This window comes from Brevibacterium jeotgali, from assembly GCF_900169175.1.
Lineage (GTDB): Bacteria > Actinomycetota > Actinomycetes > Actinomycetales > Brevibacteriaceae > Brevibacterium > Brevibacterium jeotgali.
In genome coordinates, this window is sequence record NZ_FXZM01000017.1 from 35,169 (window position 1) to 49,367 (window position 14,199).

Here is a 14,199-nt window from a genome sequence, read left to right on the forward strand (position 1 = left end):
TCCCCGTGAGCCTTTCCGCGGTTCATGCTCGTGCCAGGCGGCCTGCGAGCTCGACGAGGGTGCGCACCGGCACTCCGGTGCCTCCCTTGCCCGTGTAGCCGTGGGGTCCCTCGCCGTTGAACGACGGTCCGGCGATGTCGAGGTGCGCCCACTCGACGCCGTCCTCCACGAACTCCTGGAGGAAGGCCGCGGCGGCGAGCATCCCTCCTGCGCGGCCGCCCGCGTTCGTGAGGTCCGCCGTGTCCGAGTCGAACGACCGGATCATCTCCTCCGGGATGGGCATCGGCCACATCGGCTCGCCGGATGCCTCTGCCGCGAGGACCAGCTTGTTGCGGGCATCGTCCGTGCCCATGACTCCCGTGGTGCGCAGCCCCAGCGCCACGACCTGCGCGCCTGTGAGCGTCGCGATGTCGACGATGAGGTCCGGGGACTCCTCCTGTGCGGCGACCAGGGCGTCGGCGAGCACCAGTCGGCCCTCGGCGTCCGTGTTCGTCACCTCGACGGTCTTCCCGCCGTAGATGCGCAGGACGTCGGCAGGGCGCTGCGCAGTTCCGGACGGCATGTTCTCCGCGAGTGCGAGCCAGGCGGTGACCCTGACGGGCAGGCCCAGGCGCGCGATCGCGAAGATCGACTGCGCCGCGGCTGCCGCTCCGGCCATGTCGGACTTCATCTCCTCCATCTTCGCCGGCGGCTTGAGCGAGATGCCGCCGGAATCGAAGGTGATGCCCTTGCCGACGAGCGACAGGTGGGTCGACGCCTTCTTGGGGGCGTACGAGATCTTCACGAGACGGGGCCCGCGGGTCGAACCGCCGCCCACGCCGATCAGACCGCCGAACCCACGGGTGCGCAGCGTGTCCTCATCGAGCACCTCGACGGTGACCTTGGCCTTCTTGAGGTCTCCGGATCCCGCCTGGTCGACGACGGACTGCGCGAAGGATTCGGGGAACAGGTCGAGCGGAGGCTGATTCACGAGGTCGCGGGCGCCTGCGGACGCGGCGGCGATCGTCGTGGCGCGATCGAGTCCGGCCTTCGCGGACGTCGGGGCGACGATCGTGAGGGTCGAGACCGGCTTCTTGTCCGCACCGTCAGACAGGTAGGCGGTGTAGCGGTACGAGCCGAGCAGCGCGCCGGTGGCGACGGCCTCGGCGGATGCCGAGTCCGCGACGGGGAAGGCGAGGCCGACGGAATCGGTCTTCTCCAGTGAGCGCAGGGCTGTGCCGGCGGCACGGCGCAGCGTCTCGAGGTGCGCGCTGTCGGAGTCGGCCTCTTCGCCGATCCCCGCAAGCACGACCGAGGTCGCCTTGAAGCCTGTGGGTGCCGGGATGCGGACGGTCGAGCCGGCCTTCCCCGTGTGACCGACGGCTGCCGCCGCGGCCGTGAGCGCCTGCGCCTGCTTCTTCGCCAGGCCCGGAGCTGCGGGGAGGCCTCCCGTCTGGTCCTGCTGGAACGCGACGACGAGTGCATCGACGGTGAGCGCAGCGGGATCGCCGGTGGCGCGCGTGAGCGTCGGGAGGGGAGTGCTGGGGGTGACCATCAAGGGTCCTTCCGTGAGTCGGATGGTGTCCGTCCCCACCCTAGTCCGGTGGGAGATGCAGGTGAGGGCCGGGCGGATAGACTCCGCCTCGTGGACAATTCCCTGTATTCGCTCGTCTTCCGTGCCGTGTTCGCGCCGATGGACGCGGAGCGTGCCCACCACCTCAGCTTCTCGGCCCTGCGCGCCGTCGATTCCGTGCCGGGGCTGCGGGCCGCGTTCGGCGCAGTGCTGTGCGCGGGGACCGACGACCCCGTCGAGGTGCTGGGCCTTCCGTTCCGCAACCGCGTGGGGCTGGCGGCCGGCTTCGACAAGGAGGGCGGCGGTGTCCGCGCCCTGTCGCGGCTGGGGTTCGGACACATCGAGATCGGGACCGTGACGGGCCAGGCGCAGCCGGGCAATGACCGTCCACGGCTCTTCCGCCTGCTCGCGCACGACGCGATCCTCAATCGCATGGGCTTCAACAACTCCGGATCGCACGCCGCAGCAGCGGCAGTCGCGCAGCAGCGGGAACTCGTCGCAGCGCTGCCCGCATCACGGCGACCGATCGTCGGGGTCAACATCGGCAAGACCAAGGTCGTCGAGGCGACGGAGGCGGCGTCGGACTACGCCGTGTCGACGCGCGAGCTGGCGCCGCTGGCCGACTACCTCGTCATCAACGTGTCCTCGCCGAACACTCCGGGTCTCCGAGACCTGCAGGCGGCGGACTCGCTGCGCCCCATCATCACCGCGGTGCGCGACACCGCCGCCGAGGTCGTGGAGGCACCGCGGTCGACGCTCGGCCACGTGCCCCTGCTCGTTAAGCTCGCGCCGGATTTGGCGGACGGCGACGTGCGGGACCTGGTCGACCTCGCGATCGAGGAGCGCGTCGACGGTCTGGTGCTCACGAACACGACGATCGACCGCGAAGTCCTGGCAGGCGAGGACCGCGCGTTCGCCCAGGGCGAGGCCGGCGGGATCTCCGGACGACCGCTCGCCGAACGATCGATGGAGGTGCTGCGCCTGGTGCGCGCCCACCTGGACCGCGTGCACCCGGGATCGGCGCTGGCACTGGTGTCTGCCGGCGGAGTCGGCGATGCCCGGGATGTCACCGCTCGCCTGGGTGCGGGTGCGGACCTGGTGCAGGCGTACTCCGGCCTCATCTACGGCGGACCGGCGTGGCCGGGACGGCTGGTCCGCGGAAGTCGTGGCGGACGGCGGCGGTGAGCGGGTGGATATGAGGAGGGCCCGGGCGATCGCCCGGGCCCTCCTCATAGCATGTGCGCTGTGCCGTCCGGGTCAGGACGGGTACTGGCCGCGCTTCACGACGGCCTTGGGCACGCGGAGGCGACGGATCTGCACGGAGCGCATGATCGCGTAGAAGTTCGTGCCGCGCTGGATGGCGTCCTCGCCGAACTTCGTCTTGAGGCGGCCGCGCAGCAGGACGCAGAGCAAGATGCTGTCGAGCACGATGAGGAGGATCAGTCCGTAGACGATGAAGTTCGCGATCATCGCCCACTGCTGTCCGCCGAACATGCCGGCGAGCAGCACGACGAGTGCGATCGGGATGAACATCTCGCCGATCGAGAATCGTGCGTCGACGTAGTCGCGGACGTAGCGGCGCTGGGGCCCGGCGTCACGGGGTCCGAGGAACTTCTCGTCGCCGTTCATCACGCCGATCCGCGATTCGTCGCGACGACGCCGCATCTCCTCACGTGCCCGCTTGTCCGCAGCCTTGCGGTTGCCACCGACCAGGGGTCGCTGGTTGAGCGCCTCCTGGTCACTGCGCTTGGGCGTGGGGCGATTCTTCTTCTGCTCCGCGGAGTGCGCGACGGGGTCGGCGTCAGCGCCGACCCCTGTGTCGTCGTTCGACGACGCGCGCTGATCCGGGTCAGCTTCCTGGGGCTTACTCTTCCGTCCGAACACGCAATGAATAGTATCGGATCATGACTGACTCACAGCATCCGCGTCCCGCGTCCGCCCGCGCTGCGGAGCTCCACGCCGCACTGGACACCGTCTTCGACCAGGTGAAGGAGACTCTCGCGTCGCTCGTCGCACTCCCGTCGATCGCCTGGCCGTCCTTCGACCAGTCCCATGTCGCCGCTTCCGCCGAGGCCGTCGCCGGCCTGGCCCGGGAGGCCGGCTTCCCGTCGGTGGAGGTCCTCACGGCGCCCACCGCATCCGGGGAGGACGGAGCCCCCGCCGTCGTGGCGCGTCGGGAGGGTCCAGCAGGCGCTCCGACAGTGGTCCTCTACGCGCATCACGATGTCCAGCCCACGGGAGACGAGGCCCTGTGGAACACCTCGCCGTTCGTCGCGACGGAGATCGGCGACCGGATCTACGGACGCGGCGCGGCCGACGACAAGGCCGGCATCCTCGTCCACCTCACCGCTCTGCGACTGCTGGGCGACGACCTCGGCGTCGGCGTGGTCCTCTTCGTGGAAGGCGAGGAGGAGGCCGGCTCCCCGAGCTTCCAGAACTTCCTCCGCACGCATCGGGACAAGCTGGCAGGCGACGTCATCGTCGTCGCGGACTCCGGGAATTGGAAGGTCGGCACACCGGCGCTGACCACCAGTCTGCGCGGCATGGCGTCGCTCGAGTTCACTGTGACGACTCTGGACCACGCGGTGCACTCCGGGATGTACGGAGGAGTGGTGCCGGACGCGGCGCTAGCGATGACGAGGCTGCTGAGCACGCTCCACGGAGAGGGCGGCGCGGTCGCGGTGTCCGGCCTCGGCGGCGAGTCGCACGCAGACGTCGAGTACGACGAGGCGGACCTCCGCCGGGATTCCGGCGTACTCGACGGTGTCCAGCTCATCGGTGAGGGAACACTCGCCTCTCGGCTGTGGTCCCAGCCATCGATCACGGTCATCGGCCTGGACCTGCCGCACGTCGACGTCTCCTCGAACACGCTGCAGCACTCCGTGCGCGCGAAGCTGAGCATCCGCGTCGCCCCGGGTGGGACCCCCGCCGACGCACTGGCAGCGGTGAAGGAGCACCTGCAGTCCCATGCTCCCTTCGGCGCGCATGTCGAGTTCGGTGCAGAGGAGGGCGGCAGCCCGTGGCAGGCGGATACGGAGGACCCAGTCGTCGATACCGCGATGGCCGCGCTGTCCGACGGCTTCGGCGCCCAGGCGGTGCAGGTGGGCCTGGGCGGGTCGATCCCCTTCATCGCGGACCTGCTCGAGGAGTTCCCCTCCGCGTCGATCCTCGTGACGGGAGTGGAGGACCCTGATGCGCGGGCGCACAGCGCCAACGAGTCGCTGCATGTTCCGGACTTCCGGTCGGCGATCGTGTCCGAGGCGCTGCTCCTCGAAGCGCTCGGGCGCGGTGAGGGGTAGGGGCTGGTCCAGTCCGGTGGCGGAGTGCCTGCCGGAACGCGTCCGCTGCGCGGCCGGAATGCGCCGGAATGCGCCGGGCCCGACGTATCGGAATAGGGACGGCCATCGCGGCGTTCTGAGGTGTAGCCTGAGAGGACCAGCGATCGACAGTGCGATCTGCGACGTTCCCCGAATCGTGCGAAGGAGATCCGATGACCGTCACCGACACGACGACCGTGCCCCACGGAGTCGAACTGACAGACACAGCCGCCGACAAGGTCCGCAACCTGCTCGAACAGGAGGGCCGCGACGATCTGCGACTGCGCGTCGCAGTGCAGCCCGGCGGCTGCTCCGGTCTCATCTACCAGCTGTACTTCGACGAGCGCACACTCGATGGAGACGCGGTGCGAGACTTCGACGGCGTCGAAGTGATCGTCGACAAGATGAGCGTTCCCTACCTGGGCGAATCGAAGATCGACTTCTCCGACACCATTGAGAAGCAGGGTTTCACGATCGACAACCCCAACGCCGCAGGTTCATGCGCGTGCGGTGATTCGTTCCACTGACCAGCCGGCGCTCAGCGACAGCGGGATCGGGTTTCTCATGGAAGCCCGCTCCCGCTGTGCATTGCGCGGGAGACCGAGCGGTTGGTGGCGAGTTGGCAGTCTGGTGATGAGTCGGCAGTCTGGTGATCGATCGGAGGAGCGATGATGCACGACGAGGATCTCAAAGCAGTGTCGGTCGGCTTTTCCGGCGATGTGGACCTGGTCATGTCCGCATACCGGGCGGGCCTCTTCCCGATGGGGCTGGGCGATGACGGCGGGCCCCCGATGGGGTGGTGGGCTCCGACCGTCCGCGGTGTGCTGCTGCCCGGCGGACTGCGCGTGAGCAGGAGCCTGCGCCGCTCGATGCAGGACTTCACCTTCACCGTCGACCAGTCGTTCGCCGACGTGGTCGCAGGGTGCGCGGACACCTCACGGGAGGGCTCGTGGATCACTGAGGGCTTCGCCCGGATGTACGACGACCTCCACGCAGCGGGATGGGCACATTCGGTCGAAGTGCGCGATGCGGATGGCCGGCTGGTCGGCGGGCTCTTCGGCATCAGCTTCGGAGCGGTGTTTGTCGGCGAATCGATGTTCCATGCGGAGACGGACGCGTCGAAGGCGGCGCTCGTCCACCTCTCTGGCCTGCTCGATGAGCGGTGCGGGGTCCGCTGGGTCATCGACGTGCAGTGGTCGACACCGCACCTCGAGAGCCTGGGCGTGTCGGAGCTGACGGGGCTCGAATACCTCGATCGGCTCCACCGTGCGGAAGGCGCTCCCGTTTCTGAGGTCTTTTTCAGCTGAAGCCCCGCCAACGTGAATTTCTACGTCGTGTAGCGGTAAGCTGTCGGAGACAAAGTCAGAGTTCGGTGACCAGGGCATCTACACCCTCGTCCGCGTTCCGCATTCACGGTTCATCCGGGGTGGGAACGGGCGGGGTCAGCCACTCTGGGGCACCGACAGAGGTTCGAAAGGCTGCACGTGGATTCTCCGAATCAGCCAGCACCGGGGGCGCGCGCGTCCTGGGCCAAGCGGCTCGGTGTGATCGGCGCAGCGGCGGCAACGACACTGCTCGCCGGATGCTCGAGTGAACGGTGGGAGGTCGGGTTCCTCCCGCCCGACTCGAAGGGCGCCACTTCACACACCGATCACTACATCGCGCTGTGGAACGGCGGATGGATCGCTGCCCTCATCGTGGGCGCCATCACTTGGGGTCTGTTGATGTGGTGCATCGTCGCTTATCGCCGCAAGAAGTCCGATCGCGGTCTGCCCGTCCAGATGCGCTACAACATGCCGGTAGAGATCCTCTACACGGTCGTTCCGATCATTCTGGTCTTGGTATTCTTCTTCGAGACAGTCAAGACGATGGACAACACCATCAACGACGACACCGAAGCCGAACAGGTCATCGAGGTCTACGGCAAGCAGTGGGCCTGGGACTTCAACTACGTGACGGAGGACGTCCACTACGCCGGAGTACAGGCGAACCTGGACGGTACGGAGCAGCCGGGCATCGAGGCGCCCACGCTCTACCTTCCCGCGAACACGGACCTCGAGCTCAAACTCGAATCCCGTGACGTGATCCACTCCTTTTGGATTCCGGCCTTCCTTGAGAAGCGCGACATGATCCCCGGGCGCTCGTCGAGCATCCATCTCCAGGCCCTCAAAGAAGGCGACTACATGGGCAAGTGCGCAGAACTCTGCGGCGAGTTCCACTCGGAGATGATCTTCAACGTCAAGGTCGTCTCGCCGGCCGAGTACGACGACTACATCGAGTCCCTGCGCGAACAGGGCAATGAAGGTGTTCTGGGTGAGGAATACAACCGCGACGACTGGTACGACAACCCGTACGAGCAGGAAGGGGCTGAGAACTGATGACTGCGACTGACTCGCGTCCCGCCGGTACTGCGGGGATGTCTGCCGATCCGGTACCGACCAGCAAGGGTCGTATCTTCGTCAGCTGGATCACCTCCACTGACCACAAGACGATCGGATACATGTATCTGATCACCTCCTTCATCTTCTTCTGCCTGGGCGGCGTGATGGCACTCATCATCCGCCTGGAGCTGTGGGAGCCGGGGATGCAGGTCCTCGAGACCAAGGAGCAGTACAACCAGATGTTCACCATGCACGGCACGGTGATGCTGCTGATGTTCGCGACGCCGCTGTTCTCCGGCTTCGCGAACGTGATGATGCCTCTTCAGATCGGTGCGCCCGACGTCGCCTTCCCGCGGCTGAATTCGTTCGCGTTCTGGCTCTTCTCCTTCGGCTCGCTCATCGCGCTGGCGGGCTTCCTCACCCCGCAGGGAGCGGCATCATTCGGATGGACGGCCTACGCGCCTCTGTCGAACACCACGTTCACTCCGGGGATCGGCGGTCACCTCTGGGTGATGGGCCTTGCCTTCCAGGGCTTCGGCACCATCCTCGGCTCGGTGAACTTCATCGCCACGATCCTCACCCTGCGTGCCCCGGGCATGACCATGTTTCGCATGTCGATCTTCACGTGGAACACGCTCATCACGGCTGTGCTCGTCATGATGGCGTTTCCTGCGCTTGCCGCCGCTTTGCTGGCTCTCGCGTCCGATCGGATCCTCGGTGGACACATCTTCAGCCCGGAGAACGGAGGGCCATTGCTCTGGCAGCACCTCTTCTGGTTCTTCGGACACCCGGAGGTCTATATCATCGCCCTGCCGTTCTTCGGCATCGTGTCGGAGATCTTCCCGGTCTTCAGCCGCAAGCCGATCTTCGGCTACGTCGGTCTGGTGTACGCGACGATCGCCATCGCCGCACTGTCCGTCACGGTGTGGGCACACCACATGTACGTGACCGGCGCCGTGCTGCTGCCGTTCTTCGCGGTCATGACGATGCTCATCGCCGTACCGACCGGCGTGAAGATCTACAACTGGATCGGCACGATGTGGAGGGGCTCGCTGACATTCGAGACCCCCATGCTGTGGTCGCTCGGCTTCCTCGTGACCTTCGTGTTCGGCGGTCTGACTGGCGTCATCCTGGGATCGCCGGCGTTGGATCAGCAGGTGTCCGACTCATACTTCGTCGTCGCTCACTTCCACTACGTCGTCTTCGGCACCGTGGTGTTCGCGATGTTCGCCGGCTTCTACTTCTGGTGGCCGAAGTGGACGGGCAAGATGCTCGACGAGACGCTGGGCAAGATCCACTTCTGGACGTTGTTCATCGGCTTCCACGCCACCTTCCTCGTGCAGCACTGGCTGGGCGCAGACGGCATGCCGCGTCGCTACGCGGACTACCTGCCGCAGGACGGCTGGACGTTCCTGAACCAGATCTCCACCGTTGGATCCTTGATCCTCGGCCTGTCGATGATCCCGTTCTTCTGGAACGTCTGGGTCACCGCGCGGAAGGCACCCAAGGTCACGGTCAACGACCCGTGGGGCTACGGCGGATCGCTCGAATGGGCGACATCCTGCCCGCCGCCGCGTCACAACTTCACCTCGCTTCCGCGCATCCGCTCCGAGCGCCCTGCGTTCGAAGCGAACCACCCGGAACTGCTGGAACTCGCGGCCGCCGGTCACGGTGCGCCTGCGGCCAAGGAGGTCGCGAAGTGAAGACATCGGCATGGATCTTCGGTCTGGGAATATTCTTCTTCGCTCCCGTGGCCATTCTCTACGGGTTCCTGACCGACTTCACGGAGTGGGTTGGACTCGCCGGTCTCATGCTGGTGGGCGGTATGTCCCTCATGATCGGCGTTTACCTGTGGATGTGGGAGAAGAAGCACCCGCAGCTACCCATGGATGACGTCGATGGTGAGATCGAGGACGAGTACTACGAGTACGGTTTCTATTCTCCGTGGAGCTGGTGGCCGATCACCCTGGCTACGGGCGCGGCACTCTGCTTCATCTCGGTTGCAGTGGGTTGGTGGATCTTCCCGTTCGGTGGCGTCATCGCTGTCATCGGTATGGTCGGGCTGATCTACGAGTACGACCGCGGCAACTTCGCTCACTGATCGGAGCGCGCGACGGGTCGATCCCGCCGTGAGCCCTGCACTCTGACCAGGGAGGGAGAGCGGGATGGAAGGAAGCTTCCATCCCGCTCTCCCTCCCTGTGTGTTGTCTGCGTATCCGTTCCGCTTGGCGATCCCCCCGTTACATTTATTGGTAGGTCCTCATCAGAGAATCTGGTTGCTGGCCCCGGTATGGCGTTCTTGCCCTGCCACTCATGGTCCCGGGGGTGGTTGCCACCAGGAGTCCAGGACGCGCGTTGACTGCTAATAGGGACGGCCCACATGCAGGAGGCCATCACGCAGAAGACACCCGAACTCCGTCCGGACCTGGGGACGGCGTGCGGGTGTCTTCTGCGTGAGGAGTGCGATCAGAGAACGCGGATGTAGGTGACGCTTCCCATCCACGAGTGGCTGCGGTACGAGGTGCCGGAGCCCGGCGATCCGGCGTCGTACATCATGCCGTCGCCGGCATAGATGCCGATGTGTCCCGGCTTGTACACGAGGTCGCCCGGCTTCGCCTCGGAGGCGGAGACGACTTCGCCGGCGGCCTTCTGGGCGGCGGAGTTGCGCGGCAGGTCCACACCGACCTTGTCGTAGACGAAGGCGATGTAGCCCGAGCAGTCCCAACCAGAGGGAGTGGTGCCACCGTACACATAGGGGACACCTGTGTACTGCTCGGCGATCGACATGACCTGTTCAGCCTTCGACTCGTCCGGAAGGGCCGCGTCGCCGCCGCCCTCGGAGGACTCGTCCGAATCGGAGGACTCGGAGTCCGACGAACCGGAGTCGGAGGATCCCGAATCGGAGGAGTCAGAGTCGGACGAACCGGAGTTCGACTCGACGGACTCGGAGGGAGTGGGCTCCGGCTCGGGTTCCGGCTCGGGTTCCGGCTCGGGAGCCTTCTCCGCGGTCACATTGGAGACCGATGCAGCACCGACGACGTCTGCGTCGTCGCTGTCTTCACCCTGCTCCGGGATGACCGTCTTCGCCTGGTTCACGAAATCGGTGCTGGGTGTGTTCTCTGTTTCAGCGGTGACGGCTGCTGTCTTATCCTCGCCCTGGCCCATTGCGGGCAGGGTGGCGGTGACGACGAGTCCGCCCGCTGCGGCGACGACCGCCGCGCGACGACCGACGACGCCGTAGTTGGCGCCCAGTGCGTCGGTGAGTTCTGTGAGCGGGGTCTTGACGCGGGTTTCGGCCGCGCGGCGACCATGCTTCTTCGTAGCCACGATGTCCTCTCCATTTCCTACGAGATGTCGCACGTCGAGCTGGAGATGCCCTGTCCTTCCGGACTGTGCTGCCGGTTGCCCGGCCCCTCGCCGCCGCTCAGGTCCTGTTGCTGTCTCTTCGATCCGATCGTGCGGGTGCGGCGTGCGGAGCCCGGGTCGGATGGCCTTCTTTCGAAGGCGCCTCGACAAATGTAAACGATCGGCAATGTCATGTCACGTTTGGATCACGGATGAAATCGTGATTGGTCATCCCGTGCGCGCCAGAAGCTTTCAGCGTTGCAGCTCAGAGCGGTAAGTAACGGAATCATAACGGATATAACGAGGGTGTATGTCAGCGTGTCACGAATACGGATGCCGTGGTCTCGGATGGGAGATCCGGTACATCCGACGACCCGTCGGCCCGGTTGCTGATGTAGTCGCCGTCCGGCTCCGCCTTCATGACAGTGCCGGGCGCGATCCCGGTCTCTTGCATCTGCGCCAGCAGCTCGATGTCGACCTGGAACGGCTCCGTGAGCCACGCGACGCCCAGGGTCTTCTTCTCACCGGACTTCACCGCACGCGTGAGCGAGATGGTCTCCGGCACGCCGGTCGAGCCTGCCCCCAGGTCCTCGAAGCCCGGGATCGGGTTCACGTAGGGACCGGTCGTGTGCTCCGGGAGGATCGAGAGGATCCTCGTCTCGACCTGCTCGCGGCGGGGCTCTACGCGCCACGCAAGGATGAGGAGGAGCAGTGGCAGTTGTCCTGCACGATCATCACCGACGACGCCGAGGATGCGGTGAGGTTCATGACCGGATGCTGGTCTTCCTCTCCGAAGAGCTTGCCGCCGAGTGGCTGCACTCCGGCCCGCTCGACTCGGCTGAGGACATGACGGCACGCTTGGCTGACTCCGCGCGGGCAGCGGCGAAGGCGCTCCAGACCCGTAGAATCTTCCCGCGAGTCACCAGCACTCGCGCCGTCGACCGACACTCCTCTCACCCATCGCCTGACCCCTGTCTTGTCCTCGCGCGCCACAACCTGAGGCTGGCTATACCTGCCTTGATGGCCATTCTGGGTTGCATCGTTGAATGAGGATGGCATTGTCATGTGACGATGTTTTGAGGTAGAGTGTGGCTATGCAAGTAGAGAAAGGTGTGGTTGAAGCGACACCCCGGGACGTCGTGGTGGTGGGTGCTGGTCAGGCGGGGCTGGCGGTGGCGTATCACCTGGCGCGAGCTGGAGCCGACGTACTCCTTGTCGACGAGAGTGAACAGGTGGGAGACTCCTGGGATTTCAGGTCGCTCACGAGCTTGCCAAGGCCGGACGGCAAGTGCATCTAGCTGAGGGAGCACGCCGCCGCACGCTTCCTCAAGTGATCGCCGGCCGAGACCTGTTTTGGTGGCTGACCACCACAGGAGTCCTCGACGCGTCGCACACCTCACGACTCGGGCGCCGGGTCCGGGGAGCCGAACCCGTCATCGGCTCCACCCGACGCGGCTTACGCAACGCAGGCGTCACCTTCCACCCTCGCGCCGTCAACGCGCAGGGTCGCAGCATCACCTTCGCCGACTCATCGACCCTCGACTTCGATACGGTCATCTGGGCCACTGGATACCGGCACCGCGACCGCTGGATCACGCTCCCAGGTGCGCTCGACAGCTCCGGCGCTCTCATCACCACCGACGGAGTGACTCCCGTTCCCGGCCTGTACTCGATCGGCCGCTCCTGGCAGCAGGACCGCGGATCCGCGCTCCTTGGCTTCGTCGCGCGCGACGCTCACCGCCTCGCCCGCCGAGCCATGCACTCACTCAGCAAACCGGCCCCCGGCTTCCACGGCCGGTCCTCCCCACCGGCAGAGGAGGTATAGACACGCTGCTTAGAAATCTCATATCTGCGTCCGGAATCAGCTACGCCCCTGGTGGATCACTCCTTGAGCGATCTCCTGTTGTTCCGGTGCGCATGATGTCGAAAACTTTGGCCGTTATTGTGATCCGCCACCGAGTCGTTACGAGGTCCACCCCATGATTGACCGTGCTCAGACAGTTGCATCGGCCCACGAGTTGGAGCCCGCGGCCGCCGTGTTCCATGGATTGTCGGACCCGAGACGGTTGGCGATTCTGCAACACCTTGCCGCAGGGGAACATCGGGTGCGGGACCTGACCGACCACTTGGGGCTGGCCCAATCGACCGTCAGTGCTCACCTGTCCTGCTTGCGCGACTGCGGGCTGGTCGAATCCCGGCAGGAGGGCCGCGCCTCGATGTTCTCGTTGAGTACCACTCCACAGCTGCTGATGCTTCTGGCTGCGGCCGAAGACCTCCTGACTGCCACCGGCCACGCTGTGGCGTTGTGTCCAAACTACGGCGTGGGCACGGCGAGTCGCCCGATACCCGAGCAGTTTCAGTCTCATCACGAGAATAAGGACCGATAGGTCACCACCTCGACAGCTGTTGAGGCGATGACGGGCCCGAACCCTCGACGGCACTCAGTCAGACCGCTCACCGATACCCGCTGTCGCGGCAGACCGCCGCGAATCACTACCGGAGGCCCCACACTATGGACGGTTTCGTCCTCGTACTCCTGCTCGCCGCCTTGCCGGCAGCCGGCAACTTCGCCGGTGGGCTACTGGCCGAAGTTCTCAACGTCTCAGACCGCGCGCTCAGCCTGGCACTTCACTTGGCAGCCGGCATCGTTCTCGCCGTTGTCGGGCTCGAGCTTATGCCCGAGGCACTGACCGCGACCCCGGCCTGGGTGCCAGTCCTGGCGCTGGCTGCCGGCGGATTGGGCTTCATCGGCTTGGAACGATTGATCGACTCCGTACGGCGTCGCCTCGCCGGCGATGACAGCGGGTCCGGACCCTGGGCGATCTTCGCAGGAGTCGGACTCGATCTCTTCAGCGATGGGGTGATGATCGGCGCCGGTACCATCATCAACCCAACACTTGGCCTGCTGCTGGCTCTTGGCCAGGTACCGGCCGACGCTCCAGAAGGATTCGCCGCGATCGCGACACTGCGCCGAGCCGGCGTACCACGCGGGAAACGGATCCTCTTGGCGGCCTCATTCGGGATTCCAGTCCTCGTGGGAGCAGCGCTTGGCTACTTCATCCTCCGGGCCGCTCCCGAACTGGTCACAGTGTCGGTGCTGGCCTTCACCGGCGGAATCCTGCTCTGCGTCGTCATCGAGGAAATGCTCACCGAGGCGCATGACGTCGCTACCAGCCGGCTGGGCCCAGTGGTGCTGACGGTGGGCTTCGCTCTCTTCGCCGCCATCTCCGCATACCTCGGCTGAGACACCCTGATGCGTCAAGTCCCGGATTTTTCTGAGGCTGACCGGGTGTTCAGCCTCAACGAAATCCGGAGCATCATGGCATAGGAGACATGGCCGCGGCCTGAGGGTTCAGTGAGGCCTTACGTGATGAGGCGGTCGCGGTAGACGTTGATACGCATGCGGCTGGCAAGTGTGCCGGTGTGGGACCGCTCGTGGTCTTCGGCCAGGGCCAGCAAGGAGTCGCGCTCTCTGCCTGAGTATTTGAAGGTTTGAAGGCCACTCGATATTGCCTCTCGGGGCCACCGATATTGCCGTCGGGGACCAGGCGTGGTGTCGGTGGGGACCACCGGCCCCCACCGACTGCCGTGCTACTGGTTCAGT

General features: G+C 65.7%; 16 protein-coding genes. 12 read left to right on the top strand and 4 right to left on the bottom strand.

What is annotated here, in order from left to right; translation table 11 throughout:
• Positions 1 to 22: 22 nt before the first annotated feature.
• Positions 23 to 1,534: a leucyl aminopeptidase gene (locus BJEO58_RS13780; protein WP_101590039.1), complete on the bottom strand. Its 1,512-nt coding sequence runs from the start codon at positions 1,532 to 1,534 to the stop codon at positions 23 to 25.
• Between the two features lie 90 nt (positions 1,535 to 1,624).
• Here BJEO58_RS13780 and BJEO58_RS13785 point away from each other — a divergent pair, with 90 nt between their 5' ends.
• Positions 1,625 to 2,737, top strand: coding sequence for a quinone-dependent dihydroorotate dehydrogenase (locus tag BJEO58_RS13785; protein WP_101590040.1), 1,113 nt, complete (start codon positions 1,625 to 1,627; stop codon positions 2,735 to 2,737).
• A 72-nt stretch (positions 2,738 to 2,809) separates the two neighbouring features.
• Here the strand turns inward: BJEO58_RS13785 and BJEO58_RS13790 are convergent, their stop codons facing one another.
• Positions 2,810 to 3,436: a DUF3043 domain-containing protein gene (locus tag BJEO58_RS13790; protein ID WP_101590041.1), complete on the bottom strand. Its 627-nt coding sequence runs from the start codon at positions 3,434 to 3,436 to the stop codon at positions 2,810 to 2,812.
• Positions 3,437 to 3,456: 20 nt separating this feature from the next.
• Here BJEO58_RS13790 and BJEO58_RS13795 point away from each other — a divergent pair, with 20 nt between their 5' ends.
• The 6 genes from BJEO58_RS13795 (at position 3,457) to BJEO58_RS13820 (ending at position 9,351) form a co-directional block, all read left to right on the top strand.
• A complete protein-coding gene (locus tag BJEO58_RS13795) occupies positions 3,457 to 4,851 on the top strand; it encodes a dipeptidase (RefSeq protein ID WP_101590042.1) in 1,395 nt (464 codons plus the stop codon).
• A gap of 191 nt (positions 4,852 to 5,042) precedes the next feature.
• The gene (locus tag BJEO58_RS13800) at positions 5,043 to 5,396 is read left to right on the top strand and encodes a HesB/IscA family protein (protein WP_087006461.1); all 354 of its coding nucleotides are present in this window, start codon (positions 5,043 to 5,045) and stop codon (positions 5,394 to 5,396) included.
• Positions 5,397 to 5,537: 141 nt separating this feature from the next.
• Positions 5,538 to 6,176 (top strand): leucyl/phenylalanyl-tRNA--protein transferase, encoded by a 639-nt coding sequence (aat, locus tag BJEO58_RS13805; protein WP_308297873.1) that lies wholly within the window; start codon positions 5,538 to 5,540, stop codon positions 6,174 to 6,176.
• Positions 6,177 to 6,353: 177 nt separating this feature from the next.
• Positions 6,354 to 7,247, top strand: coding sequence for an aa3-type cytochrome oxidase subunit II (ctaC, locus tag BJEO58_RS13810; protein ID WP_101590043.1), 894 nt, complete (start codon positions 6,354 to 6,356; stop codon positions 7,245 to 7,247).
• Positions 7,247 to 8,953, top strand: coding sequence for an aa3-type cytochrome oxidase subunit I (ctaD, locus tag BJEO58_RS13815; protein ID WP_180951970.1), 1,707 nt, complete (start codon positions 7,247 to 7,249; stop codon positions 8,951 to 8,953). The genes ctaC and ctaD overlap by 1 nt, the downstream gene beginning before the upstream one ends.
• Positions 8,950 to 9,351 carry a cytochrome c oxidase subunit 4 gene (locus BJEO58_RS13820; RefSeq protein ID WP_101590045.1) on the top strand — a complete coding sequence of 134 codons (402 nt, stop codon included), beginning with the start codon at positions 8,950 to 8,952 and terminating at the stop codon, positions 9,349 to 9,351. The genes ctaD and BJEO58_RS13820 overlap by 4 nt, the downstream gene beginning before the upstream one ends.
• A 365-nt stretch (positions 9,352 to 9,716) precedes the next feature.
• Here the strand turns inward: BJEO58_RS13820 and BJEO58_RS13825 are convergent, their stop codons facing one another.
• Entirely contained in the window at positions 9,717 to 10,577 is an 861-nt protein-coding gene (locus BJEO58_RS13825; RefSeq protein WP_101590046.1) for a C40 family peptidase, read from the bottom strand.
• A 331-nt stretch (positions 10,578 to 10,908) separates the two neighbouring features.
• The gene (locus BJEO58_RS13830) at positions 10,909 to 11,208 is read right to left on the bottom strand and encodes a hypothetical protein (RefSeq protein ID WP_101590047.1); all 300 of its coding nucleotides are present in this window, start codon (positions 11,206 to 11,208) and stop codon (positions 10,909 to 10,911) included.
• Between the two features lie 98 nt (positions 11,209 to 11,306).
• Between BJEO58_RS13830 and BJEO58_RS13835 the strand changes: the two genes are divergently transcribed.
• The 5 genes from BJEO58_RS13835 to BJEO58_RS13855 all read left to right on the top strand — a co-directional run bounded on the left by BJEO58_RS13835 (position 11,307) and on the right by BJEO58_RS13855 (position 13,839).
• Positions 11,307 to 11,645, top strand: coding sequence for an SOS response-associated peptidase family protein (locus BJEO58_RS13835; RefSeq protein ID WP_144573823.1), 339 nt, complete (start codon positions 11,307 to 11,309; stop codon positions 11,643 to 11,645).
• Between the two features lie 44 nt (positions 11,646 to 11,689).
• Positions 11,690 to 11,893, top strand: coding sequence for an FAD-dependent oxidoreductase (locus BJEO58_RS13840; protein ID WP_101590049.1), 204 nt, complete (start codon positions 11,690 to 11,692; stop codon positions 11,891 to 11,893).
• A 32-nt stretch (positions 11,894 to 11,925) separates the two neighbouring features.
• On the top strand, positions 11,926 to 12,420 hold the full coding sequence (locus BJEO58_RS13845) for an NAD(P)/FAD-dependent oxidoreductase (protein ID WP_101590050.1): 495 nt from the start codon (positions 11,926 to 11,928) through the stop codon (positions 12,418 to 12,420).
• Positions 12,421 to 12,574: 154 nt separating this feature from the next.
• Positions 12,575 to 12,982, top strand: coding sequence for an ArsR/SmtB family transcription factor (locus BJEO58_RS13850; RefSeq protein WP_101590051.1), 408 nt, complete (start codon positions 12,575 to 12,577; stop codon positions 12,980 to 12,982).
• A gap of 125 nt (positions 12,983 to 13,107) precedes the next feature.
• Positions 13,108 to 13,839, top strand: a complete 732-nt coding sequence (locus BJEO58_RS13855; protein WP_101590052.1) for a ZIP family metal transporter — start codon at positions 13,108 to 13,110, stop codon at positions 13,837 to 13,839.
• Positions 13,840 to 14,199 lie beyond the last annotated feature (360 nt).